The sequence below is a fragment of the Chryseobacterium sp. BIGb0232 genome, assembly GCF_024810195.1.
GTDB lineage: Bacteria > Bacteroidota > Bacteroidia > Flavobacteriales > Weeksellaceae > Chryseobacterium > Chryseobacterium pennae.
The window spans coordinates 39325-64727 of record NZ_JANUEH010000001.1 but is presented as its reverse complement, the minus strand read 5'-3'; the positions used below and the strand labels follow the sequence as shown (position 1 = coordinate 64727).

Sequence of the window (25403 nt, the reverse complement as noted above, 5' to 3'; positions counted from 1 at the left end):
TTATGAAAATATTCCTATTGATTACACTTCTCCTTATAACAGGTTGCCAGAATAATAAACAAAATAATGAACTTATGACTCAAAAAACTATAGAACTGGAGCAGGAAAGTAAACTCATTGATAATTTACATTTAGAAAATAACTACCTGTTTGATAAAAATAATATTCTGCTTAAAAAGATTAAATATAAAGAAGATTATATCGAAAATATTAAGATAAAAGATCTTTTGGATAAGAAATTTAGAAGCTCATTCATAGAATATCTGACTGATATTAAAACAGAAGAAGACGAGCTGAAATCTTCTTTCATTTGCCAGTTACTATTGCTAAGAATAGCAGAATTATCGGATAGCAATGCTTTTTATATATTATCTGAGATTTCAAAGAATGAAACGGTTTCTTATAATGGAATCGAACTCTATGAAAACCTTTTGATCCAAATGTTTTTAAATGATTCTTATTTCTTTATTCAGCAAAGTGTAAAATATAATGATTCTTCATTGTTAAATTATATTCTTAAAATGTCTCAAGGGTACTTTATTGATGAGGATTTTTTAGATATGAATTTAGGTTATATAAAGTCTGGTGAAAAAGATCTGTTGCTTTTAAAATCTGAGGCACAGAAAGAAATAGTATATTTTCCATTGATGAAAAAGATGGATGGGATGCCAAAAGTAAAAGTGCAGCTTGGACCCTCTTTTTATACCAATTTTGAAACGATTAATAAAGATTTTGTAAATATTAATTCTTTTTTTGGAAAAGAGCTGATGCAAAAGATGAATGTGCCGGAAATGAATTATTTTAAACAACATGTTTTTCCTATGATCGAAAAACTTCAATTAAACTCAGGTGAAATTAGTAATAAATAGATATTACAAATGAATAAAAGTTTCTTTCAATCAAGCATTAGATTGAGGTATGTTTTATTACTTGTGCAGATGTTTTCATGTACAAAAACGGATAGTCCGGTAAATGGAGAACGTAAAAACTCAACATTCCTGACAGATCAAAGTGATAATCAAGAAGAAAAATAATGATATCACAAAATTAGGTGATGAGTTAGAAGGAGAGGATGAACTTATTTCTGGTGAGTTATTTAAACAATGGAAAGGCTTGATAAAACCTGATAGTTGTATATTTAAAAGCTGGTTAGCAGATAATAAAAGGAAAAGGTATAGTAAGGATGATAACTATAAAGAATACATTGGAGGAATTTTTGCCACAGCCAATAAAGATTCTATAGAGTTTTTTACAAAAAGAATAATAGAAGGGAGGAATGAGAACTGTCACCTTTATTAACATTGGTTAAACGAAAGAATGAATACTTTATATCAAGTTTTTTGACCTCTCCACCTCATAACGGGATTATTGAAATGCCGATACAAAAGATCAAATAAAAAATAAATCCGTCCCACAGTTTTGCGGGACGGATTTTAATTAAATATAATTTTTTAAATCAGAAAATACTGAAATTTGGGCTTCATGCTGTTTAGAAAGCTTTCCAAATCCATATTCGCAGAAGATAAAAGGCAACTCGTTGGAAGCAGCAGAATCATAGTCAGTTTGGGTATCCCCAACATATACAGAATCATCAACAGATAAACTGTTTCTCTCCATGAGAAGCTTTATGTTTTCTGACTTCGTTTTTTGAGTGCGTCCATGAGATTCAAAGTCTACAAAGAGATTATTGAACTGGTAATATTCTAAAAAAGACTCAATATATCCGTCCTGGCAGTTGCTTACAATAAAAAGATTGTGGGTATTGGCCAGGCTTTTCAGTGTATCTTCCACACCAGGATAAAGAATACCGCCTTGTATACGCAATACCTTGTTTTCCTGAGCTACCACTTCAGAAAGAAGTTCCTGAATCTCCAGATCCGAAATTCCCGGAAGCATATCCTTCAGAATATCGTGGGCGAGTAAACCCATATATTGATTCATATCGTCAGGCTTCAGCTCTTGCTGGATAAGTTGATGCTTGCCTAAAACATCATTCCATATTTTGATAATCGTTGCTCTGGAATCCCATAAAGTTCCGTCCAGATCGAAAATTAAATTTTTATAACTCAAAATGTTTCTTGTTTAATTGATGAATAAAGACTTTTAACAAGCAATTATTTAACCATTAAGGTCAGTTAAGTAAAAATCTTTGATTTTTATAAACAAATACTTTAAAGAGAAGTTCAACTTAATATTCTAAACCCTTAAAATATTTTAAGAATTAAAACAATACAGATCACATGCTTACAAAATCATACTCAACTGCACCCTTTTCCTTGCTTCATCCACCTCAGTTACCTTTACTCTCACATGTTGATGCAGTTTTACAACCTCATTCACATCCGATACAAATCCATCTTTAAGCTGTGAAATATGAACCAGTCCGCTTTCCTTGATCCCAAGATCTACAAAACAACCAAATGCGGTAATATTATTGACGATTCCCGGTAAGATCATGCCTGCTTTCAAGTCTCTTATACTTTTTACATTGGGATCAAATTCAAATACTTTAGCGGCTTTCCTTGGATCCAAACCAGGTTTTTCAAGCTCTTTTAAAATATCCTTGATTCCCAGGATTCCGATGTCTCCGGTAATATATTGTTCAGGGTTTACCAGGGCTATTTTTTCCTTATTGGCAATCAGCTCATTGGTTTTAATGCCCAGGTCCTTGGCCATTTTTTCAACAATTCCGTACGCTTCAGGGTGTACGGCAGAATTATCCAATGGATTTTTTGAATTACTGATTCGTACAAATGCAGCGGCCTGCTGGAATGCCTTTTCTCCAAGTCTCGGAACCTTTTTAAGCTGTTTTCTGTCTTCAAAAGCTCCGTTTTCAGCTCTGAAATTCACAATGTTTTCAGCCATTTTCTCTCCAATCCCGGAAACATAGCTTAATAATGATTTGCTGGCTGTATTCAGGTTGATTCCTACGGAGTTCACACATCTCATCACAGTAGAATCCAGTTCATTTTTCAATTGAGTCTGATCCACATCATGCTGATACTGTCCAACGCCAATCGATTTCGGGTCAATTTTCACCAGTTCAGCCAATGGATCTGAAAGTCTTCTTCCGATAGAAACCGCACCACGAACCGTTACATCATAGCTTGGAAATTCATCCCTTGCAATTTTACTGGCAGAATACACAGAGGCACCCGCTTCCGAAACCACAAAAACCTGTAAAGGCTTATCAAAAGCAATTTTCTTAATGAAAAATTCAGTTTCACGGCTTGCTGTTCCATTCCCAATAGAAATTGCTTCAATATTGTAAGCATTCACCATAGAACGGATTTTTTTCATTGCCATTCCGGATTCATTCTGTGGAGCGTGAGGGTAGAGGGTCTCATTATGAAGAAGATCTCCTTTTTCATCTATACAAACTACTTTACAGCCGCTTCTGTAACCGGGATCAATCGCCAGTATCCTTTTCTCTCCCAGTGGGGGAGCCAGAAGTAACTGACTTAGGTTTTCAGAGAAGATTTCAATGGCTTTTTTATCAGCTCTTTCTTTGGCTTCCTGTAAAGCTTCATTGGAAATAGCAGGCTCCAGAAGCCTTTTATAACTGTCTTTTATCGCTAATGCAATCTGTTCAGAACTTTCATTATCAGATTTGATAATTGCTTTCTCAATAAAATCGACGGCTTCTTCCTTGTCAATCCCCACATTGGTTTTCACAAAACCTTCCGCTTCAGCTCTCAACATAGCCAAAAGCCTGTGAGAAGGAATTCTGCTGAGGTTTTCTTCCCACTCGAAATACTGAGAGAACTTCTGGGCATCTTCCTCATCCTTTTTAGCCTTCACGACTTTAGAAGTAACAACAGCCTTACGCTGGAATAAACGACGCAGATTCTTACGGACATACATGTTTTCATTGATCCATTCTGCCATAATGTCTCTCGCTCCCTGAAGGGCATCTTCTTCAGAAGGAACCTCATTATTCAAATATTTGGATGCCAGAAACTGCACTTCATTATTCTTCTGGCTCATAATGATTTTGGCTAAAGGCTCTAATCCTTTTTCCTTAGCATTATCCGCTTTGGTTTTTTTACGCTTTTTAAAAGGCAGATATAGATCTTCCAACTCCTGGATATCAAAGCTTTCTTCAATTCTTTGTCTGAGCTCGGGGGTCAGTGCATTCTGTTCTTCTATAGATTTTACAATAGATTCCTTTCTCTTTACAATTTCATCAAACTGCTTGCTGATCTTTGAGATCTTCTCAATCTGTACTTCATCCAGATTTCCGGTTTTATCCTTACGGTATCGGGAAATAAAAGGAATGGTACAGTCTTCTGCTAATAATTGTAAAGTATTGTTGATGCTCTTCTCAGAAATATCGAGCTGTTTCTGTATAAATTCTACGGTCGTCATTGTTCTGTTTTCGGAAGGCTAAAATAGGGTTTTAAAACGAAAAAAGGCGAGTTGCCCCGCCTTGAATGTTTTCACAACGGAATAATCCTTATTGTGAATTGCTTTTCAAAATTATTACTACAAATATAGAAGAAAACATCTTTACTATAATTATGGGAATCCATAATTTGAATGTTTTTTTTATTTCTATTTTTATGTAGTACCAAAAAATAAAATGATGATTAAAAATATACTTGGATTAGACTTGGGAACCAACTCCATTGGCTGGGCCTTGATAAGACAGAATTTTGAAAACAAGTATGGCGAAATTCTTGGGATGGGAAGCCGAATTATTCCAATGGATCAGAAGGTTCTTGGAGAATTCGGTGCTGGAAATTCTGTTTCACAAACCGCGGCAAGAACTGATTATAGAGGGGTAAGAAGACTGCGTGAAAGATTTTTGTTAAGAAGAGAAAGGCTTCACAGAGTTTTGAACGTTTTGAATTTTCTTCCGGAACATTATGCTTTGCAAATTGATTTTGAAAAACGATTTGGAAAGTTCAAAGAAGAGTCTGAACCGAAATTGGCTTATAATAATGATGGATTTATTTTCAAGAATTCTTTTGATGAAATGCTTACTGATTTTAAAAATCATCAACCCCAACTTTTAGAAAATGACAAAAAAATTCCCTACGATTGGACGATTTATTATCTCCGGAAAAAGGCACTTGCTCATAAAATACAAAAAGAAGAGCTGGCCTGGATTCTATTGAATTTTAATCAAAAACGTGGATATTATCAATTACGTGGCGAGGAAGAGGAAGAGAATCCAAATAAACTTATAGAATTTTATTCCTTAAAAATTATAGATGTTTTGGAAGATGAGCCTCAAAAAGGGAAATCTGATATTTGGTATTCTTTAATTTTAGAAAATGGTTGGATTTACAGACGTTCAAGCAAAACGTCTTTATTAGATTGGAAAGATAAAACAAGAGATTTTATAGTTTCTACTGATTTAAATGATGATGGAAGTGTCAAAACTGACAAAGACGGAAATGAAAAAAGAAGTTTCCGTGCACCTAGCGAAAATGATTGGACACTTATAAAAAAGAAAACCGAGCAGGAAATTGATAAATCCCACAAAACTGTTGGAACATATATTTATGAAACTCTTCTTAAAAATCCGAAACAGAAGATCAAAGGTAAACTGGTTCGTACCATTGAAAGAAAGTTTTACAAGAAAGAACTTAAACAAATTTTAGAAAAGCAGAAAGAATTTTATCAGGAATTGAAGAGTGACGACCTGTACAACGATTGTGTGCGGGAATTGTATCGAAATAACGAAGCACATCAATTGACTTTAAGTAAAAAAGAATTTGTACACCTTTTTATGAATGATATTATTTTTTACCAAAGACCTTTGAGAAGTCAGAAATCATCTATTTCCAATTGTACTTTGGAATTCAGAAAGTATAAAGATGCAAATGGAGTAGAACATACGCAGTTTTTAAAAGTAATCCCAAAGTCTAACCCGTTTTATCAGGAATTCCGTATCTGGCAATGGATTTTTAATCTGAATATTTATAAAAAAGATGATGATGTTAACGTTACAAAAGAATTTTTAAGCACCACCAAAGATTTTGAAAATCTATTTGAATTCTTGAATAACAGAAAAGAAATTGAACAGAAGCCACTACTTAAATTTCTTTTGGAGCAAAAAGAATTTAAAGGAAAATTACTCAATGCTGAAACTGAAAAGTTTCGCTGGAATTATGTTGAAGACAAAAAATATCCTTGTAACGAAACCAAAACAATGATTTCATTGAGATTGGATAAGGTTGAAAATATCTCTGATGATTTTCTGACAAGAGACATTGAACAAAAAATTTGGCATATAATCTATTCTGTCAATGACAAGATTGAATATGAAAAAGCATTGAAAACTTTTGCTGGGAAATATAAGCTGGATGAAAATTCGTTCTTCGAAGCATTCAAAAAATTTCCCCCATTTAAAAGTGAATATGGCTCCTTTTCTGAAAAAGCTATTAAGAAATTGCTGCCTTTGATGAGGTTAGGTAAATACTGGAATTACGAAAATATCAACGAACATTCAAAAGATAGGATTCAGAAAATTATTACTGGTGAATTTGATGAAAATATCAAAGATAAAGTGAGAGAAAAGGCAATTCATCTTACGGTAGAAAATGATTTTCGAGGTTTACAATTATGGTTGGCTCAATACGTTGTTTATGGAAGACATTCAGAAGGATCAATGATTGATAAATGGAATTCTGCTGATGATTTGGAAGAATTCTTAAAAGGGTTTAAACAACATTCGCTTCGTAACCCAATTGTTGAACAGGTAATTACAGAAACGCTTAGAGTGGTAAAGGATATCTGGTTGAAATACGGAAATGGAGCTAAAGATTTCTTCAACGAAATTCATATTGAGCTGGGAAGGGAGATGAAACAAACAAAAGATGAAAGGGTAGAGGCTACAAAGAGAATAACGGAAAATGAAAATACAAATCTCCGTATCAAAGCTTTACTGGCAGAAATGATGAGTGATAATTCTGTAGAAGATGTTCGTCCTTATTCTCCTATGCAACAGGAGATTTTGAAGATTTATGAAGATGGAATTTTAAATTCTGATATAGAAATTGACGATGATATTTTGAAAATCAGTAAAACGGCCCAACCTTCTTCTTCAGATTTAAAGAGATACAAACTTTGGCTGGAACAGAAGTATAAATCTCCTTATACAGGACAGATTATTCCATTAAATAAATTATTTACATTGGAATACGAAATTGAACATATCATTCCGCAAAGCAAATATTTTGATGACAGTTTTAGTAATAAAATTATTTGTGAGTCAGCAGTTAATAAATTGAAAGATAATTACATCGGTTTAGGATTTATTAAGCAGTTTGGAGGAACGATTGTTGAGTGTAGTTTTGGGAAAAGTGTAAAAGTTTTTGAAGCTGAAGAATACGAAGATTTTGTAAAAAAACATTATGCCAATAATAGAGGCAAAAGAAACAAGCTCCTTTTAGAAGAAATTCCTGAAAAAATGATTGAACGTCAGTTGAATGATACTCGTCATATCAGTAAATATATCTCAGGTGTTCTTTCCAATATCGTTCGACAGGAAGACGGTACTGATGAAGGCGTGAATTCTAAAAATATTGTTCCAGGGAATGGAAAAATTACGACACAGCTCAAACAAGATTGGGGTTTAAATGATGTTTGGAATGAATTGATTTTACCACGTTTTGAACGGATGAATCAATTGACCAATTCAACAGATTTTACTTCCTGGAATGAAAATCATCAGAAATTTTTACCAACCGTTCCTGTAGAGTTTTCAAAAGGATTTTCAAAGAAAAGAATCGACCATAGACATCACGCTTTAGATGCTTTGGTAATTGCTTGTGCGACAAAAGATCATGTGAATCTGCTTAATAATCAGTCTGCAAAATCAGATACTAAGCGTTACGATTTAAAAAAGAAACTAATGAAGTTTGAAAAAATTATTTACAAACATCCACAAACCGGCAACAGAGTCGAAAGAGAGGCTTCGAAACAATTTTTGAAGCCTTGGGATAATTTTACTGTGGATGCTAAGAATAAATTGGAAACCGTTATTGTAAGTTTTAAGCAAAATCTTCGTGTGATTAATAAGGCTACTAATTATTATGAAAAATATGTAGAGAAAGATGGTGTGAAGACGAAAGAAAGAGTAGAACAAACGGGAACAAATTGGGCAATAAGAAAGCCAATGCATAAAGAATTTGTTTATGCAAAAGTGAATTTACCTTGGGTAAAAGTTGGTGAAAAAGAAATATTGACTGCAATTAGAAAACCGTTGGATATAAGTTTCGATGAGAAAAAAATTAGGAGCTCAATAACGGATACAGGCATACAAAAAATACTTTTGTCACATTTAGAAAATTATAAAGGTGCTTTCGATGAAAAAGGAAAAGAAATTCCTCCTGAAATTTTAGCATTCACTCCGGAATCTATAGAAGAGATGAATAAAAACATTATTGAATTAAATAACGGAGTATTTCACCAGCCAATTTTTAAAGTAAGGGTATTTGAAAAAGGAACGGGAAGGTTTTCTATTGGACAATCAGGGAATAAAAAAAATAAATATGTAGAAGCTGCTAAAGGAACTAACTTATTTTTTGCGATTTATGAAGATAAAAGTGGAAAAAGAAGCTATGAAACAATTCCTTTGAATGAAGTTATTGAAAGGCAAAAACAAAGGTTGAATTCAGTGCCATTAGAAAATAAAAAAAGAGATAAACTGTTATTTTATTTATCTCCCAATGATTTGGTTTATGTTCCTGAAGAAGATGAGTTTATGGATAGAGGGGTGAGCTTGAATAATTTAAATAGGGAACAAATTAAAAGAATTTATAAAGTTGAAAAAACTTCAGGTACTGAATGTTACTTCGTCCGTCAAGATATTGCTTATCTAATAAAACAATATGATTCAAAAACTAAAATCGGAGAATTGGAAAGCCAGAATAAGCTTCAGGTCACAATGTCAGAGGATAGAATCAAAATTGCAGAGGTTTGCTTTAAAATTGATTGTGATAGGCTAGGTGATATAAATATTCTAACAAAAGAAAAAGTTAAAAAAATGTTTGATGGATATAGGTAATATTGCAATTGATACGAATGTTCTTTTATATGCTTTTGATAATAAAGATATTAAAAAGCAAGATAAGGCAGTAGAGATGTTGCTTATGACACCATTTGTTACTCAATTAGTTCTTTTTGAATTTATAAAAATTCTCGAAAGGAAAGAGAAGAAGGATAAGAAAGAAATTACACAACTTACTATTAAAATACTTAATGATTGTACTATTTTACTATCAGAAGATATGTGTAACGGAATGATTGTCGATAAAAAATTAAAAATCATAAATTCTTTTTTATGATCACCCGCTCCATTTATATCGGCAATCCTGCTTATCTTAAACTTAAAGATGAACAGATGTATATTTTGGATCCTTCCACTAAAGAAATGAAAGGCAAGGTTCCCGTGGAAGATTTGGGGTTGCTAATGTTAGACCATTTCCAGATTACAATCTCACACCAATTGATTCAGAAAATGATGGGGAATAATGTGGTGGTGGTGAGCTGTGACGGGCATCATTTACCACACGGAATTATGCTTCCATTGTATGGACACACTGAGCATTCTGACCGGATCAAAGACCAATTAGAAGCTAGTGAACCCCTCAAAAAACAACTTTGGAAACAAACTGTCGAATGTAAAATTGAAAATCAAAAAGAAGTTTTAAAACGTTTAGGGAATTATTACGAACCAATGGTTGATTATCAAAATAATGTGAAAAGCGGTGATATTACCAATATGGAAGGCATTGCAGCACAACATTACTGGAAGTATCTCATTAGTTTGGATTTTTTGAGACAGCGTTTTGGAGATTCACCCAATCAGTTTTTCAATTTCGGATATTCGGTTCTCAGAAGCATTGTGGCAAGAGCAATTGTTGAGACCGGACTGCTTCCTGTTCTTGGAATTTTCCATAAAAATAAATATAATCCTTACTGTCTGGCCGATGATCTGATGGAACCTTATCGTCCTTTCGTTGATTTACTAGTAATGCAATGGCTTACAATCAATTCAGAGACGGAAGATTTAACTAAAGAATTTAAAGCTTTTATTTTACAGATTGCGACCAAAGATGTAAAAATAGATGATAAAAAGAGACCATTATTGGTTGCTGTAAAAACAACAGCAACATCACTGTATAAATGTTATACAGGAGAAAAGCGTCTGATCTCTTATCCTGAACTGATATGAATGCCGAAAGGTTTAATGCTTACCGAATTATGTGGGTTTTAGTATTATATGATTTACCAACAGAGACTAAGGCCAATATGAAAGATGCCAATCGCTTTCGTAAATCTTTGCTTGATGATGGTTTTACATTATTTCAGTTTTCAATGTACGTAAGGCATTGTCCGAGTCGTGAAAATGCTGAAGTTCATATTAAAAGAGTTAAGTTTATGCTTCCAAAAGCAGGTAAAGTTGCCATTATGTGCATTACTGACAAACAGTTTGGAGATATTGAAATATTCTTTGCCAGAAATAAAGAAGAACCTCCTCCAACCTTTCAACAGCTTGAATTATTCTAAATTTTAAATCCTAAAAACAAAAACAATCTGCTGATTTTCAGTAGATTGTTTTTTGAGGCTGTGACTAATCACGAAGATAATAATTCTTGAAAGCAATTCCCAACTGACATACTTACTTAGAATTTCGGCTACTTGCTGTGACTAATCACGAAGATAATAATTCTTGAAAGCAATTCCCAACAGCTTAAGACTTCAAATATAACGAAATGCGGCTGTGACTAATCACGAAGATAATAATTCTTGAAAGCAATTCCCAACGATCAAATCATCTAAGACACTTTTTGTAAAGCTGTGACTAATCACGAAGATAATAATTCTTGAAAGCAATTCCCAACTTTTGGTATTGAAATGTGGAAAGACTTTAAGCTGTGACTAATCACGAAGATAATAATTCTTGAAAGCAATTCCCAACCAGGTGATCTTTCCCATTAAAATAGATTCCGCTGTGACTAATCACGAAGATAATAATTCTTGAAAGCAATTCCCAACTTTAGATCTAATTGTATCTGTTTCATGATTGCTGTGACTAATCACGAAGATAATAATTCTTGAAAGCAATTCCCAACAATACCGCCTCTTTTCTTTTATCCGAGTAAGCTGTGACTAATCACGAAGATAATAATTCTTGAAAGCAATTCCCAACTATTGGGATACAGCTCAAGTGAATTTTAATGCTGTGACTAATCACGAAGATAATAATTCTTGAAAGCAATTCCCAACCAATTGCCGTCACTTTATTAAAGAGGGTAAGCTGTGACTAATCACGAAGATAATAATTCTTGAAAGCAATTCCCAACATAAGCCGCTGCCATTTTAATATCGTAATTGCTGTGACTAATCACGAAGATAATAATTCTTGAAAGCAATTCCCAACCCTGTTTGATAAATGAAGACAGGTCTTGCTGCTGTGACTAATCACGAAGATAATAATTCTTGAAAGCAATTCCCAACTACTTTTCCCACTCGTAACCGTAGATATAAGCTGTGACTAATCACGAAGATAATAATTCTTGAAAGCAATTCCCAACAATTCTTCCTCTCTCATTCTTAATTCCCTGGCTGTGACTAATCACGAAGATAATAATTCTTGAAAGCAATTCCCAACCTTTGACACCTGAATGAACATTCCGTTTTCGCTGTGACTAATCACGAAGATAATAATTCTTGAAAGCAATTCCCAACGTTTTAAAGGTTTTCTAAGAATTTTTTAGCGCTGTGACTAATCACGAAGATAATAATTTTTGAAAGCAATTCACAACAGAAAGGATAAAGAAGGGATCTTAGCATTAGCTGTGACTAATCACGAAGATAATAATTTTTGAAAGCAATTCACAACAGCCAGGTCATTACGCATTTTGTCATACTTGCTGTGACTAATCACGAAGATAATAATTTTTTGAAATAAATTCACAACGGCTCCCGGATACGATAGAACCAGGAGACGCTGTGACTAATCAAGAAGATAATAATTTTTGAAAGCAATTCACAACATGCTGAAATAACCCGACCTATAGATCCTAGCTGTGACTGATCACTAAGATAATAATTTTTAAAAAACAATTCACAACTTAATGATATATATGAGAAAAATAGAAACTGTGACTAATTATGAAGATAATAAATCTTAAGACCATATATATAAAATCCCTCTAACCGAGGGACTTTATTTATGATACATATGGGCATCTGCAAGTATGCAAAAGCCAGCTGGGCAGTAATCAATTCTTCCTATAATAGATTTTAGATGTTCCCTTGTGATTTTTTTATGGTATTATTTTTATAGGTAAAGATTGAATATGTTAAATATTTTCACATTAAATATTTAACATGAAAATATTTTTGAAAATATCTTGAAAATCAAATAGGAATTCATGATGAGAAGTGTAAATTCAAAAAGAAGACTATAATAAACTATACTATTTCCACACCTCATTTATTTCTTCTTATATTACAAATCCTAACATTGGTAACAAAATTTACATTTCTTGATGTATGATAAGAGATGACCCATAAGGTTTTTCTATTTTTGTATCCGAAAACAATAAACTTTTTTAAACAGTTCAATAATATGAAAAAAATTAGCGTAATTGCATTAGTAGCAGTAGGATTGCTGGCAACATCATGTAACAATAAAGAAAAAACAGATACATCAGTAGCTACAGAACAGTCGGTTGCTGAGAGTAAAGGTGAAGTATTGGCAGTAGATGCTGCAACTTCTCTTGTGAATTGGAAAGCTTTCCATAAAGGAGGTTTCGCTCCTCGTTGGGGAACTCTTAATGTAAAATCAGGAGACTTAAGCATTGAAGGTGGACAAGTAGTAGCTGGAAACTTCAATATTGATATGACTTCTATTAAAGTTGATCCCGCTTCAGTAACTGAAAAAGATAAAAAACCTGCAGAGCTTGAAGCTCACCTTAAAAACCCTGACTTCTTTGACGTAGCGAAAAACCCTGCTTCAGATTTTAAAATTACAAGCGTAGCGGACCTAAAAGAAGCACCAAAAGATGCTGTAGCAGGAGCTAACAAAACAGTAAGCGGAAACCTTACATTAATGGGAAAAACAATGAATGTTACTTTCCCTGCTAAAGTAGATGTAGTAGATAATACTGCAGCTATCCAAGCTAAATTCACTGTAAACAGAACAGACTGGGGAATCAAATTCGGAACTACTGAAACTGATCCTGCAGAATGGATGATTAGCAAAGACATCGAAATCGCAATTGATGTAAAAGCTAAAAAATAATTTTTAGATTTATCAATAATCTATAGGCTGCTTTCTTTTGGAAGCAGCTTTTTTGTTTTGTGGAAGTGAAGTATTTATTAGGATTGGAGCGCAGTGATTATGCTGGCAAAGAAATATAGATCTGGCTTATTTGAATACTCTAGTGGAAATGATAGGCTGCAACAGCTCCTAGCTCGGGGGGATGCTGATTTAATTTTGAAATGCATTTGAAAGTGGTCGAAATTTCTTTGTAATTATGATATTATTTAAGTCTATTCTTACTACTTGAAAATATATCTTTCCTTATATTTGAAGGCTAAAATCAAATATATCATACTATAATTTTTTCTGAATTAGAAATGTAAATTAGTATGTTTCAAAATTAAATGACTCAAAAAGATATTAAACAGCTCGAAGTAGAGCTTTGGGAAGCAGCAGATGAATTAAGGGCTAATTCAAAATTAACTGCTGCTGAATATAAAGATCCATTATTAGGATTAATTTTATTGCGTTTTGCCGAAAATAAATATTTAGAAGCAAAAGATAAACTACAAGAAACGTTACCTATAAATCCTCGGACAGGAAGACGTCGTGAAGCCGGAAAAGATGATTATGTGGCTATTGGCGCAATGTTTTTACCGGAAAAAGCGCAATATACTCACCTTGCCAATTTACCTGAAAGTGAAGATTTAGCAGAAGCTGTAAATTCTGCCATGAAACTTATTGAAGCTGAATATGAAGAACTGGCAGGTATTCTTCCTAAAAATTATCAGGAACTGACCCCTGAAGATGATTCTGATAATAATTTACTGGCAAACCTGATCCGTATTTTTAACAGTGACTCTGTACAAAAAGCGAAAGGTGATGTCTTCGGAAGGGTATATGAATATTTCCTGATGAAGCTTTCCATGATGGGAGCCGGTGCACAGGAAGGAGGGGAATTCTTTACCCCTCCGTCATTGGTACAACTGATTGTGAATTTTATTCAGCCGGATCATGGGACTATTCATGATCCCGCATGTGGTTCGGGCGGTATGTTTGTACAGACTGCACATTTTATCAAAGACCATCAGAACAAAAAAGTTAACGAAGCTATTCAAGTTTATGGTACCGAATATAAAAGTAATACAACTCGTCTGGCTAAAATGAACTTAGCCATCCACGGAATAACTGGCAATATTGCTAATAATAACTCTTTTTACAGTGATCCGCACGAATTATTTGGAAAGTGCGATTTCCTGATGGCAAATCCGCCTTTTAATGTGGATAAAGTAGATGCTAAGAATAAATTTTTAGCAGAAGATAAACGTTTACCTTTTGGTGCACCATTGACTGGTAAAGGGACAATTGGAAATGCCAATTATCTTTGGATACAGTATTTTATGTCATATCTAAACCCGACAGGAAGGGCAGGCTTTGTAATGGCATCCTCAGCAACCGATGCGGGAAATGCCGAAAAACGTATTCGTGAAGAATTGGTTAAAACAGGAAATGTAGACTGTATTGTTTCTATCGGGAACAACTTTTTTTATACCCGTTCGCTACCTTGCCATTTATGGTTTTTTGATAAAGGCAAGAGAAAAGAGAACCAAGATAAAATACTGATGATCGATGCCCGTAATGTTTATCTAAAGGTTAGCACTACTATTAATGACTTTTCTCCTGAACAATTGGAAGGATTAACTGCTATAATGGCATTATACCGAGATGAAACTACTGAAGTAGCAGCAGATAATTCTTGGTTTAATCAACATTTTCCAGATGGAACTTATCGTGATGTAGAAGGTTTGTGCAAGGTAGTGGATTTGGAAGAAGTGGCGGAACAGGATTACAGCCTTACACCAGGAAGATATGTTGGTGTAAATATCGACATTGATATGGATTTTGATTACAAAACCCGAATGCATGAATTGCACAGTGAATTAGCCGAACTGAATACAGAAGCCAACCAATTGATGAATCAAATTCAAGCTTTTAAATTATGATTTTAGATTTAGAGACAAATTGTAATTTTATTAATGGTGGTAGTTGGAATGAGTCTGATTACAGAAATAAGGGAATTCCTGTATTAAAAGTTTCAAACTTTAATTCATCTGGCTTTTCAATTAATGATATTTCTTACTTAGATGAAAACCTACATTTAAAATACATAAAGAACAAGCTTGAATTAGATGATATTATTATAGCAACTGTAGGGTCACACCCCTCTCTTGTAAACTCTGCTGCTGGTAGAACAATTCGAGTGAATAGTTTAGTAAAGGATTTTTATTTAAATCAAAATGCTATTGCATTAAAAACGAAAGATCCTGAAGTGATAAATCAAAAATATTTATATTATTTAACTGAAACTCAGAAATTCAGAAACTTCATTCAGCAGAGAGGTAAAGGTGCAGCAAATCAAATGAGAATTCCAATTTCAGGAATTAAAGAATTTGTGTTCGACTTTCCTACTCCAGAAACCCAGCGCAAAATCGCCAACATTTTATCTGGCTATGATGATTTGATAGAAAACAATCAAAATCGCATCAAAATTTTGGAAGAAATGGCACAACAAACCTACGAAGAATGGTTTGTGCGAATGCGTTTTCCGGGTTATGAAACAGCGGTTTTTGATGAGAATGGTTTACCGGAAGATTGGGTAAAAGTGAAGTTGGGTGAAAAGATAAAACTTATAAGTGGCTTTGCTTTCAAAAGTAAAGATTTTCAGGACGTACAAAACAATAATATAGTTGTTAGAATGGGAAATTTTGAAGTTGGAGGAGGGCTGAAATTTATCAAAAACAAATATTTAGTTGAAGGAACTAAAGTGAAAGAAAACCATATTTTAGCTCCTTTTGACTTGCTGATGGTTTTATCCGATGTCACAAGAGAAGGTTTGTTAATTGGTAATGTAGGATTTGTGCCGGATGATGGTAAAAGTTACTATTTGAATCAAAGAGTTTCAAAAATTGTTTCTGATGAAGATTTGAAATATTATTTATTCGATGTTTTAAATTCTGTAGATTTTAAAAATAATTGTATAGCTAAAGCTAATTCAGTTACAGTTTTAAATCTAAAAAATGAAGATATAACAAACTATTTAGTTACGCTACCTAATAAAAATATTCTTAGTAAATGGAATGATTATTCAAAGAGTCTAAGATATTCAATATTTAACCTTCAATCTCAAAATCAATTCTTACGTGAGTCACGAGATATTCTGCTTCCAAGATTGATGACGGGAATGATTGATGTGAAAAGTTTAGAAGTAAAATCAACCAATGCTAAAATAATTCCTTTAGCACAACCTAAAAAAGAAGCCTCCAAAGAATTTAAAGAAGCCGTTTTGATTGCTTGTTTAACTGATAGATTTGGAAGTGAAAAATTTCCTTTAGGCAGAAAAAGATATACCAAACTTTCTTATCTCTTTCACAGATATTCAGACAATAAAATTCAGGATTATCTGAGAAAAGCTGCAGGGCCTTACAATCCAAAAACAAAATACGGTGGTCCTGAAAAGATTGCGCTTACTAGTAAATACATAAAAGATTGGAAAGGCGAAAAGGGAACAACAGGATTTGTCGTTGCCGAAAAAATTGAAGATGCTAAAAAATACTTTTCCAACTACTGGCAAATCGCAGATTTGGATTGGTTGACTACAGAGTTTATGTTCAAATCTAATGATGAGCTGGAGCTTTTAGCAACGGTTGATAATAGTTTGGTTGAGCTCTCTAAAAAGAATCTTGAGTTTACGACTACTAATGTTTTGAACATTATAAAATCTGAAAAGGAATGGGAAGCAAAGTTAGAACGGACGATTTTTAGTAATGCAAATGTAGAAAGGGCGATTAGATTTCTAACTGAAACCTTACAATATGAGAAATAATTAAAAAATAAAACTAATAACCTATGAACGAAATAAAAACTACATTTGATGCAAAACTATCTTATGGATATGATAGTGTAACGCATTTAGAAGGCCTTATTCTTGATGCTGGTGGCGGAGGTAGATATAAGGATCATACAATCTTGTTTAGGCATATTTTGGATAAACTAAAAACAATTAAGGCTCATAATATTACTATTTATGTTGCTGCAAAGCCAACTGCCGCCAATAGTTATCCTGACAATGATTATCGAAGAATTAGATTTGAAGATCAGACTGAATTTAATTTTGAAACAATTGATTTAGATAGATTTAAATCTAATGCAAATGATGAGATCAGAGAAAAAGGTAAAGTCGATCCAGAAAAACCTAATGGTGCAATTCACAAACGCTTACTGATAACTTCAAATTTAAATGAAAATCATTGGAATGAGCTATTTGGAAATGTTTCAACTGAACAAATTGAAAATGATGAATTCATAAATAGTAAAAATGAGGAGGAATTACAGTACACTTTACAAAAAATAAAAAAACGGTTACGTCAATCCCAATTTAGAAAAGATCTCTTAAAAGCCTATGATAATACTTGTGCAATTAGTAGAAGTAAAGTTTTGTCATTATTAGAAGCTGCACATATACAGCCATACAACGGCATTCATACAAGTGTAGTAACAAATGGTATTTTATTGAGATCAGACATTCACGATTTGTTTGATATTTATTTAGAGGGAAAAAGATTAATCAATATTTCTGCTGATTATAAGATTGAAGTACATTCTTCATTGAAAGACTCTGAATATTGGGAGTATAATGGTAAATATATTAAGTTACCTACAAAGGGGAACTATCCTATATTCTAATTAATAAGTAATTTATTATATGAAAAAGGTAGATTACTTAATTAAACCTAAGGAATTAATTGATATTGATTATAAAGCTCTGTGTGCTTTTAAGGAAAGATATCTCGGTTTTTTAAATGATAATCCTTTCCCTAAACCACCTGTTACCGGAGCTTACTTTGAAATGATTAACTATCTGAAAAGAAAGGATATCAATAATCCTCAAAAAATAGGGCCTTATCAAAACATTACTATTTTTGAAGCTGCTAATCGCATCGCTTCTGATTTAGTAATAATTAATGGTATCATTCAATTGGTTCAAAATAATCCGTCATTAGAAAATGCACGTTTTACTATAAGATTAGGAATATTGCACGAAAAGGGAAAAGGAGATTTTACTATTTATTTAGATTCTGAAGAGTCTGAAGGAGAGTCTTTTAATGTTGCACCATCCTTTTTGAATGTGAAACTTAGGAATACAATTTCCAAATGGAATAAAGAAGAGAATCAAAAAAAGCTAAAATATATTTTAGTGAACGATGAGGCATTTGAATTTGTTACAAAGTCTGTAGATAAAAGAGTCTTTAGAGTTAAGAATTGGGAAATATAATAAATTAAGCTATGGATTTAGATACTGTAGAAAATGCTACAAAACTTTTTGAAGTAGGAACAATTTGTATTTACGATTTATTTGAATCAGATACAAAGCTTATTATTCCTGATTATCAAAGACCTTATGTTTGGAATAAGGAACATATTACAGAGTTATTAAATGATTGGAATGATCATTTTTTTAAAGACAATAAATTTAATGATGATGCCATAGAATATTTTATGGGTTCAGTAATGATTCATAAAAATGATGGTAAGTATGAAGTAATTGATGGGCAACAGCGCTTAACGACTTTATTAATTATGGATTATGTTTGGAATGAAAATAATTCGGTGCTAAGTAGAGGTAATTTTGATTTTAATTATAAATCTAAGGTATCATCTAATCACATTAAAGAAAATAGAAATCTTTTAAAAAGTATCAGAGGAGGTTTAATTAGCAAGAACTTCAATAAAATTATTCAAAAACTTGTTTTCTCATTTATCATCACAGAAAACGAAGATAATGCCTTTGTATTTTTTGATAGCCAAAATAACAGAGGTGTTCCCTTAGACGAGGTAGATTTTTTTAAATCATATCATCTCAGAGAATTAAATAACTATGAAGAATACTTAAGGTTTTTTGCTAAAAAATTTGATCGCATAAATTCACTCAATAATGCGAAAATTCATAATGAACCAAATCTCAAATCATTAAATGAATTATTCATTAAGCAATTATGGCGCATTCGTTTTTGGTCTAAAAATAAATTGTGGTTTGCTTCCCGTAAATCACTTTTAGATACTTTTCAGAAAAATACGGTTGTTTTCGAGACAGTAGATGATATTAAACTGTACCCTTCTTTTAATAATACATTAGGAAGCAGTCTAAAGTTTAATAAGCAAATGCAGCCTGAACTCAATTCCAGAATACGTTTATATGGTTCAGAAAGTATTGATATTCCATTTACTATAAATCAACCTATTCAAAAAGGAATTGGTTTCTTCTTATTTACGGAAAAATACACTGCTTTATTCAATTATATATTTAGAGAAAAAAAGGTTGAGGAAATAAATCCAATAACCTCGTTGATCTATGAATTGTACAATGATTATTTCATTAACCTTTACCAAATGGCTGTCGTAATGTATTACGACAAATTTGGAGAACAGCAAATTGAGCCTTTCACAAAATGGTTTGAACATTTTATGGGAGCATTCCGAATGAATAGATCAAGTATTGTTGAGCAGTCACCTATTGTTTTACTGAGAGTGTATGGTAATATTTTACAGCTCATACAACAGTCCTATCTCACGAGCGAAGTGTTATCTGCTTTGAAGGGAGCAGTTGAAGAGAACTATTATGAAGGGTTTATATATAAAAAATTAGAAAATGGTGATATTACTATTCATTTTGATGATACACTTCAAACTAAGCTTTCACCTGCCCGGCAAAATTACTATCAATGTGTGAGAATATTCTACTTAAAAAATATCACAACCAACTATCAACTTACAGAAAAACAAAACTGGATCAATGGAAGCCTTGCTAAATAAAAACGACGACTTTGTAACGCTTACTTATCAAGATAATAAGAAGATATTTTCTGGTTTAATAACGCTAAAAAATGTAGTTGAATATCAGCTTACATTTAATATCCCAATTTATCAAAGATTATATGTATGGAAATCAAATCAGATCAAAACTTTATTAGAAGATATTAAAAATGCTTTTTTGAAAGATATCAATTATGATTTCTTTTTGGGGGGCGTAATGTTGTCGAACAATGAGTCAAAGATAGATTTAGTAGATGGACAACAAAGGTTTACCACTTTATGGCTGATTTGTGATGAACTATCAAAGCACAATCAATTATTAAAAAACTTTACATACCTAGCTCCTAACGAACCAAGAATTTATTTTTCAATTAGAGATAAGGCTCAAAATTTTCTTAAGGATAAGGAGAGTTTTAAAGAGTTTCTAAATGATAAAGGAGAAATAATAAAAGGAGCTGAAAGTGAAGTAAGTGAAATAATTCCTTTGGTGGAAGGAAGATCATTTATTAAAGGGTTTCTAAATGAATTTCAAGATAGCTTTTTAATTGACCTTTCTGAATTTGCAAACTTTCTCTATACACAAATTAATCTGACATACACTTTTATTCCTAACAAGTCGGATATGAATAGAGTATTCGAAGCTATGAATAATCGAGGAAAGCAACTTGAACATCACGAACTGTTGAAGTCAAAGTTGTTGCAAAAGATTCCTAAAGAAAGACGTTTAACTTATGCACTTATTTGGGATGCTTGTTCAGATATGAATACATATATAGAAAAAAGTGTAAAAGACGTTGCCGATTTAAATTGGAAAGATTTATATGGAAGTACAGCCGTTTTCTATGAAGAAAACTTAGAAACTAAATTGAAATTCGAAATTGAAAATATTGACATTTTACAAATTTTAAAAACGGAACAGACTAACGATGACTCAAATCCATCTTTGTTGGAAATTCTTAGAGATCCAAATCTGAATGTAGATAATAAGTCAAAGAAAGAAATTATAGAGAATGAATATTCTAGTAAATCAATTAGAAGTATTATTTCTTTTCCTGCATTTTTATTACACACTTTAAGGGTATATCAATTAAAAAATGGCTTTTCAAAGGAATTATCAGCAGAGGTTATTGATAAAAAACTCTTGGAGGTTTTTAATGTAGAAGAAAATTTTAACACTCAATATAAGGCAGAATGTTTTTTAGAATTATTATGGAAAATACGTGTGTTATTTGATAAATATGTTGTTAAATGGATTTACAATCATGAAGCTAAAGAAGAGTTTCATGGTATAGAATCTATTCAATTATCCAAAAGTATTTTAAAAAATAAGAACGGTACTACCAATGAAACAATTAGTGTTCAACGACTGGAAACCACAGATGAAATTTTAAAAGATTTAATAAAGCTTCAAGGTATGTTGTATCATTCACAAGAAATGACAACACAATATTGGTTAACACCTTTTTTATATTTTTTACAAAATGAAAAATTATCGAATCAACAATTGCTTGAGAAATTAGAGATTTTAGAGAACATACTTTTCTATTCTACAAAAAATACTTCTAAATTAAAAGAAAGAACGTTTGAAGTAGTTTTTCAAAATTTCGAAGAAGAACTCAATCATTTAGAAAATACACAGATTTATTTAAGACAATGTTCCGGAACTCATTATCCAAATTATATATTTTATAAATTAGAATATATTTTATGGAAAAACAGAAATGAATTATGTAGTGTTCATCAATTAGACATACATCGTTGGAATAGCTTTAGATTAACCGCAAAAAATTCAGTTGAACATATTTTTCCTCAGAAATCAAAAGAAGAAAATAAACATATAAACTATATTTCTGATGATGAATTGAATTTTTTAGAATTAGATGGAAAACATCCCATTGATGATTTCGGAAATTTAGTACTATTGTCTCCAGGTATGAACTCTGAATATAGCAATATGCCTTATAAGCAGAAAAAAGGAAAATATGATTCTAAAACAGACGCTGACTCTTTAAAATCAGAATTAATTTTTAAAAATACTGATTGGGATTGGAAAAAAGCAGTGCAACATCGCAATGAAATGATTAAATTGATGAATGAATATCTATCTAAATTAAAAAGAAGCTAATATGTCCTACGAATACTCAGAAGACGCATTAATAGAAAACGCTACCGAAGAAGTTTTAAGAGAACTTGGGTGGGAAGTTACTACAGCCTGGAAGAACGAAAGTTTTGGGACTGAAGGATTATTAGGTCGTGAGAATAAAGGTGAAGTAGTCTTAGAACGATATGTTTTAGATTCTTTACAGCAGTTAAATCCAGACCTTCCGGAATTGGCGTACACAAGAGCTTTAGAAAAAATAGTTCAAAAAGAAGCAGATAAAACTATTGCACAACAGAATAAAGCCAAATATCAACTACTTAAAAATGGGGTTGAGATTTCTTTTACAAATGAACAAGGCAAAACACAAAAGAAAACTTTAAGAATATTTGATTATAATGATTACTTAAATAATCATTTTTTAGCTGTTCGGCAATTAGAAGTCAGCGGTGAATTGCATAATCGTCGTCCTGATGTAATTGGTTTTATAAATGGTATTCCTTTAGTTTTTTTCGAGCTTAAATCTCACGCTGTTGATCTGCGATCTGCGTATGAAGATAATTTTAAAGATTATAAGGATACAATCCCTCATTTATTTTATCATAATGCTTTTGTAATTTTGAGCAATGGTACTGATGCTAAAGTGGGTACTGTAACTAGTCCTTACAAATATTTTCTTGACTGGAAGCGTATAACAGAAGATGCTGAAGGAATTGTAAGTTTAGATACAATGCTTAGAGGAACTTGTGCTCCTGAAAACCTGATGGATATTTTTGAGAATTTTTTACTCTTCGATGAAAGCAATGGAAATATTGTAAAACTGATGGCAAAGAACCACCAGTTCATCGGAGTAAACAGAGTGTTGGAAAATGTACAGAATATAGATGATCTTGAAGGGAAATTAGGGGTGTATTGGCATACTCAAGGCTCTGGTAAAACATATTCTATGGTTTTTCTTTGTGAGAAGATACATCGCAAGTTTGGAGGCTCTTATACATTTTTAATTGTTGTTGACCGTACAGAATTGGAGAATCAGGCTTATGATACATTTTCAGGGGTTGGAATTGTTAACAATAAAAATGTAATTGCAGGTAAAAAGAAAGGGGTAACAGGCAGAGATCATTTGAGAGAATTATTAAGTGAGAATCATCGATATGTATTTTCATTGATTCACAAGTTTTCTATTGATCCTGAATTAGAGACAGAATACCCTCTTATTACTGAAAGGAAAAATATTATTGTAATTTCTGATGAGGCACATCGTACGCAAGGAGGTAAATATGCAAGAAATATGAGGTTTTTTGGCTTGCCAAATGCTTCATATTTAGGATTTACAGGAACTCCTATCATTAAAGAAGAGCAAGAAGTTACTAAAAATATCTTTGGAGAATATGTTTCTGTATATGACTTTAAAAGAGCTATTGAAGATGAAGCTACTCTTCCGTTAAAATATTTGAATCGCGGCGAACAATTGAATATAGATAATCCAGCATTGGATGAACAAATGGCTGAGATTTTGGAAAATGAAAACCTTGATGAAGACCAGCAAAAGAAACTTGCTTATCTGTTTAAAAAAGAATATCCAATACTTACAGCAGAGTCACGTTTGAGAGCAATCGCTAAAGATTTGGTCTGGCATTTTAATGAGAGAGGGTATCAGGGAAAAGCAATGCTTGTTACACTTGATAAACCGACAGCAGTCCGAATGTATGACTATATTATGGAGTATTGGCCTGAATATCTTGCTGAACTTGAACAAAGGATTACAGACTCTAAAGATCTTCAAGAAGAGCAGGAATTAAAACGTAAATATAATTTAGTCGTTTCAACAGAGGTAGGGGTTGTAATCAGTTCAGAGCAAAATGAAATTGATAAGTTCAAAAAATTGAATTTAGATATTGAAACCCATCGTCGTAAAATGGTAGAACGGAATCTTGAAAAAGAATTTAAAGATGAGGAGAATCCATTCCGATTGGCAATTGTATGTGCGATGTGGATAACAGGATTTGATGCTCCAGCAATTTCAACAGTTTATCTTGACAAGCCTATCAAAGGCCATACTTTAATGCAAACCATTGCCAGAGCTAATAGAGTTTATGATGATGAAAAAGAAAACGGGCTGATCGTTGATTATGGTAATGTTTATCAGCAATTAGAAAAAGCTTATGCTGTTTATGGGGAAGGGGATAAAGAGAAAAAAGGAGATGGTAATGATAATCAAAAGCCATTCGAGCAGCTAGAAGCAATGTCTGGTGAAATTAAGGAAGCTATTGATGAAGTAATCGCAATGTTAAAAGAAGAAAATTTTGATTTAGATACATTAATTGGAGCTACAGCTATGGGGAAAATTGCAGCCGTAAATAATGGTGCGAATGCTGTATGTAGAAATGATGAATCCCGTGCTAAATTTGAAATAGCTGCCAGAAATGTATTTAGAAAGTATAAAGCACTTTTTCCTGAAAAGCAGGCAAAAAAATTTACTCCACAATATAACGCTATTGACGCCATTTACAGTAGGCTTAATCAAAAGGTTAAAAGCGCTGATGTAACCGAGATTATTTTACGTTTACAGAGTGTGGTCAATGATTCAGTGGTGGTAGATGTTGTTCAGGAAAGTCAGTATACCATGATAGATTTGTCTAAATTGAACATTGATGCACTAAAAAAAGCATTTGAGAAACTCTCTCGAAAAAATGAATTGGTATATGATCTGAACAAAGCAGTAGAGCAAAAGTTAGAACAAATGCTTAAAGAAAATCCTCTACGCTTAGAATTTTATGAGCGTTATAAAGAAATTATTGAAGATTACAATAATGGTAAGTCTGAAGTAGAATTGATACGTAGTTTTGAGCAATTGTCAGCATTTATTCAATCCCTGTCACAAGAAGAAAAAAGAGCTTATCAAGAAAATTTAGATCAGCCTACTTTATCCATTTTTGATCTTTTAATTCAAGATAAGGACCTGAATAAGAATGAAAGAGAAAAAGTGAAAAAAGTGGCTACGCAAACTTTAGAAATTCTCAAAAATGAAAAATTAAATATTCCCCACTGGAAAGAAATTCGTGAAGTAAAAGCTGGTATAAAAGCCACTATTTATGAGCAGTTATTATGGCTCCCAGAAGATAAATATACTGATGAAGAAGTAAGCTTAAAGAGCATTGCTGTTTATCAGCACGTGTATTCATACTCATTTGCTTAGAAATTAAT

16 protein-coding genes and 1 CRISPR repeat array are annotated in these 25403 nt (G+C 32.5%); of the genes, 14 read left to right on the top strand and 2 right to left on the bottom strand.

What is annotated here, in order from left to right:
• Positions 1-2 precede the first annotated feature (2 nt).
• Together M2372_RS00295 and M2372_RS00290 are read left to right on the top strand one after the other, a co-directional pair.
• Positions 3-869 (top strand): hypothetical protein, encoded by an 867-nt coding sequence (locus M2372_RS00295; protein WP_148060739.1) that lies wholly within the window; start codon positions 3-5, stop codon positions 867-869.
• Positions 870-1011: 142 nt separating this feature from the next.
• Positions 1012-1299, top strand: coding sequence for a hypothetical protein (locus tag M2372_RS00290; RefSeq protein WP_123318861.1), 288 nt, complete (start codon positions 1012-1014; stop codon positions 1297-1299).
• A 138-nt stretch (positions 1300-1437) separates the two neighbouring features.
• Here M2372_RS00290 and M2372_RS00285 read toward each other — a convergent pair whose 3' ends face one another.
• The gene (locus M2372_RS00285; protein ID WP_185018744.1) at positions 1438-2070 is read right to left on the bottom strand and encodes an HAD family hydrolase; all 633 of its coding nucleotides are present in this window, start codon (positions 2068-2070) and stop codon (positions 1438-1440) included.
• 174 nt (positions 2071-2244) lie between these two features.
• Positions 2245-4368, bottom strand: a complete 2124-nt coding sequence (locus M2372_RS00280) for a Tex family protein (RefSeq protein ID WP_115971588.1) — start codon at positions 4366-4368, stop codon at positions 2245-2247.
• A 214-nt stretch (positions 4369-4582) separates the two neighbouring features.
• On the opposite strand from M2372_RS00280, the gene cas9 reads away from it, so the two are divergent.
• The 12 genes from cas9 (at position 4583) to M2372_RS00220 (ending at position 25395) form a co-directional block, all read left to right on the top strand.
• Positions 4583-9019: a type II CRISPR RNA-guided endonuclease Cas9 gene (gene cas9, locus M2372_RS00275; RefSeq protein WP_228455665.1), complete on the top strand. Its 4437-nt coding sequence runs from the start codon at positions 4583-4585 to the stop codon at positions 9017-9019.
• Entirely contained in the window at positions 9006-9299 is a 294-nt protein-coding gene (locus tag M2372_RS00270) for a PIN domain-containing protein (protein WP_123318863.1), read from the top strand. Before cas9 ends, M2372_RS00270 begins: the two co-directional genes overlap by 14 nt.
• On the top strand, positions 9296-10189 hold the full coding sequence (gene cas1, locus M2372_RS00265) for a type II CRISPR-associated endonuclease Cas1 (protein ID WP_123318864.1): 894 nt from the start codon (positions 9296-9298) through the stop codon (positions 10187-10189). Before M2372_RS00270 ends, cas1 begins: the two co-directional genes overlap by 4 nt.
• Positions 10186-10524: a CRISPR-associated endonuclease Cas2 gene (cas2, locus tag M2372_RS00260; RefSeq protein WP_034678328.1), complete on the top strand. Its 339-nt coding sequence runs from the start codon at positions 10186-10188 to the stop codon at positions 10522-10524. Before cas1 ends, cas2 begins: the two co-directional genes overlap by 4 nt.
• Before the next feature lie 57 nt (positions 10525-10581).
• Positions 10582-12014: a CRISPR direct-repeat array (repeat unit 47 nt; unit sequence GCTGTGACTAATCACGAAGATAATAATTCTTGAAAGCAATTCCCAAC).
• Positions 12015-12592: 578 nt separating this feature from the next.
• Complete coding sequence (locus M2372_RS00255) at positions 12593-13267, top strand: YceI family protein (protein WP_115971591.1); 675 nt, start codon at positions 12593-12595, stop codon at positions 13265-13267.
• 365 nt (positions 13268-13632) lie between these two features.
• Entirely contained in the window at positions 13633-15231 is a 1599-nt protein-coding gene (locus M2372_RS00250) for a type I restriction-modification system subunit M (protein WP_123318865.1), read from the top strand.
• On the top strand, positions 15228-17111 hold the full coding sequence (locus tag M2372_RS00245; RefSeq protein ID WP_123318866.1) for a restriction endonuclease subunit S: 1884 nt from the start codon (positions 15228-15230) through the stop codon (positions 17109-17111). Before M2372_RS00250 ends, M2372_RS00245 begins: the two co-directional genes overlap by 4 nt.
• Positions 17112-17134: 23 nt before the next feature.
• On the top strand, positions 17135-17971 hold the full coding sequence (locus M2372_RS00240) for an HNH endonuclease (protein WP_123318867.1): 837 nt from the start codon (positions 17135-17137) through the stop codon (positions 17969-17971).
• A 19-nt stretch (positions 17972-17990) separates the two neighbouring features.
• Complete coding sequence (locus M2372_RS00235; protein WP_123318868.1) at positions 17991-18560, top strand: hypothetical protein; 570 nt, start codon at positions 17991-17993, stop codon at positions 18558-18560.
• 11 nt (positions 18561-18571) lie between these two features.
• Positions 18572-20098, top strand: coding sequence for a DUF262 domain-containing protein (locus M2372_RS00230; RefSeq protein WP_123319103.1), 1527 nt, complete (start codon positions 18572-18574; stop codon positions 20096-20098).
• Positions 20079-22223, top strand: a complete 2145-nt coding sequence (locus M2372_RS00225) for a DUF262 domain-containing protein (protein ID WP_123318869.1) — start codon at positions 20079-20081, stop codon at positions 22221-22223. The genes M2372_RS00230 and M2372_RS00225 overlap by 20 nt, the downstream gene beginning before the upstream one ends.
• 1 nt (position 22224) lies before the next feature.
• Positions 22225-25395, top strand: a complete 3171-nt coding sequence (locus M2372_RS00220; RefSeq protein WP_123318870.1) for a type I restriction endonuclease subunit R — start codon at positions 22225-22227, stop codon at positions 25393-25395.
• Positions 25396-25403: the final 8 nt, after the last annotated feature.

What these genes read in the sequence shown, in the direction of transcription:
- M2372_RS00295 (WP_148060739.1), top strand. Translation starts at nt 3, where the DNA reads ATGAAAATATTCCTATTGATTACACTTCTCCTTATAACAGGTTGCCAG.
- M2372_RS00280 (WP_115971588.1), bottom strand. Translation starts at nt 4,368, where the DNA reads ATGACGACCGTAGAATTTATACAGAAACAGCTCGATATTTCTGAGAAG.
- cas9 (WP_228455665.1), top strand. Translation starts at nt 4,583, where the DNA reads ATGATGATTAAAAATATACTTGGATTAGACTTGGGAACCAACTCCATT.
- M2372_RS00270 (WP_123318863.1), top strand. Translation starts at nt 9,006, where the DNA reads ATGGATATAGGTAATATTGCAATTGATACGAATGTTCTTTTATATGCT.
- cas1 (WP_123318864.1), top strand. Translation starts at nt 9,296, where the DNA reads ATGATCACCCGCTCCATTTATATCGGCAATCCTGCTTATCTTAAACTT.
- cas2 (WP_034678328.1), top strand. Translation starts at nt 10,186, where the DNA reads ATGAATGCCGAAAGGTTTAATGCTTACCGAATTATGTGGGTTTTAGTA.
- M2372_RS00255 (WP_115971591.1), top strand. Translation starts at nt 12,593, where the DNA reads ATGAAAAAAATTAGCGTAATTGCATTAGTAGCAGTAGGATTGCTGGCA.
- M2372_RS00250 (WP_123318865.1), top strand. Translation starts at nt 13,633, where the DNA reads ATGACTCAAAAAGATATTAAACAGCTCGAAGTAGAGCTTTGGGAAGCA.
- M2372_RS00245 (WP_123318866.1), top strand. Translation starts at nt 15,228, where the DNA reads ATGATTTTAGATTTAGAGACAAATTGTAATTTTATTAATGGTGGTAGT.
- M2372_RS00240 (WP_123318867.1), top strand. Translation starts at nt 17,135, where the DNA reads ATGAACGAAATAAAAACTACATTTGATGCAAAACTATCTTATGGATAT.
- M2372_RS00235 (WP_123318868.1), top strand. Translation starts at nt 17,991, where the DNA reads ATGAAAAAGGTAGATTACTTAATTAAACCTAAGGAATTAATTGATATT.
- M2372_RS00230 (WP_123319103.1), top strand. Translation starts at nt 18,572, where the DNA reads ATGGATTTAGATACTGTAGAAAATGCTACAAAACTTTTTGAAGTAGGA.
- M2372_RS00225 (WP_123318869.1), top strand. Translation starts at nt 20,079, where the DNA reads ATGGAAGCCTTGCTAAATAAAAACGACGACTTTGTAACGCTTACTTAT.
- M2372_RS00220 (WP_123318870.1), top strand. Translation starts at nt 22,225, where the DNA reads ATGTCCTACGAATACTCAGAAGACGCATTAATAGAAAACGCTACCGAA.